This window comes from Acinetobacter bouvetii (assembly GCF_902753875.1).
Classification (GTDB): domain Bacteria; phylum Pseudomonadota; class Gammaproteobacteria; order Pseudomonadales; family Moraxellaceae; genus Acinetobacter; species Acinetobacter bouvetii_A.
Window position 1 is genome coordinate 1 of sequence record NZ_CADDTS010000063.1, and the last position, 1,047, is coordinate 1,047.

The following is a 1,047-nucleotide window of genomic DNA, read 5'->3' on the forward strand; positions in this document are numbered from 1 at the left end:
TTAGATTCTCAAATGAAGTGCAACAGAGATTAAATTATTGGAAGGAAGCAAGATGAGCTAGCATTTTGCTTCCGACCGACCAAAGTCAAAGTTGCATCATGAACTATACTCATCTCACTCTAGAAGAAAGATATCAGATTTATGCCTTGTTACGTGAAGGTTTTTCTAAGCGTCATATCGCTTGCAGACTGAATCGTTCACCTTCAACCATTTCTAGGGAAATCAATCGTAATCGAGCTAGAAACGGTTATTTTGCTCAACACGCAAATAAAATTGCCCTAAGACGTCAATGCTCCAACCCTAAAAGAATTCCTTCTGAAATGTGGGTACAAATTATTGCCTACCTTCATCTTCAATGGAGTCCTGAACAGATAGCCTCTCATGTTCCAATCAGTTTGCATTCAATTTATCGTTTTATACGGCTAGATAAAAACAAGGGTGGTACGCTCTTTCATCACCTGCGATTCAGAAATCAAAGAAAGCGTAAATATGGCTTTCCTGAAACCCGCGGTCAGCTGAGTAATCGTAAAAGCATTCATGATAGACCAATTGAGATTGAATACCGGACTCGCTTTGGTGATCTGGAAATAGATACGATTGTAGGCAAGAAACATCAGCAATCCTTAGTGTCGATTGTAGACCGGAAGACAGGTTACTTATGGCTGAAAAAGTGTGGCTCACGCAAAGCAGAGGAAGTTTGCCAAGCAACGATCAGCCTTCTTAAGCCAATAAAAGATCGACTCAAGACAATTACTGCAGATAATGGCAAAGAGTTCAGCCTGCATGAGCATGCTGCTCAAGCACTGGAAATAGACTGGTATTTCGCTGATCCGTATAGCGCTTGGCAAAGAGGAACGAATGAAAATACGAATGGTTTAATCAGGCAATATATTAAGAAAGGCAGTGATTTGAATAGGTATTCGGATGCTTATATTTCAGAAATCACTCAACGTTTGAATCATCGCCCAAGAAAAAGACTCGGATTTAGAAGCCCGAGTCAGGTATTATTCCAAGAACATGGTGTTGCACTTCAAATGCTAATCTAAG

At 40.2% G+C, this 1,047-nt stretch carries 1 protein-coding gene; it reads left to right on the top strand.

From position 1 onward, the window contains the following. Positions 1 to 98 precede the first annotated feature (98 nt). On the top strand, positions 99 to 1,046 hold the full coding sequence (locus FB6_RS16520) for an IS30 family transposase (protein WP_174559157.1): 948 nt from the start codon (positions 99 to 101) through the stop codon (positions 1,044 to 1,046). Position 1,047 lies beyond the last annotated feature (1 nt).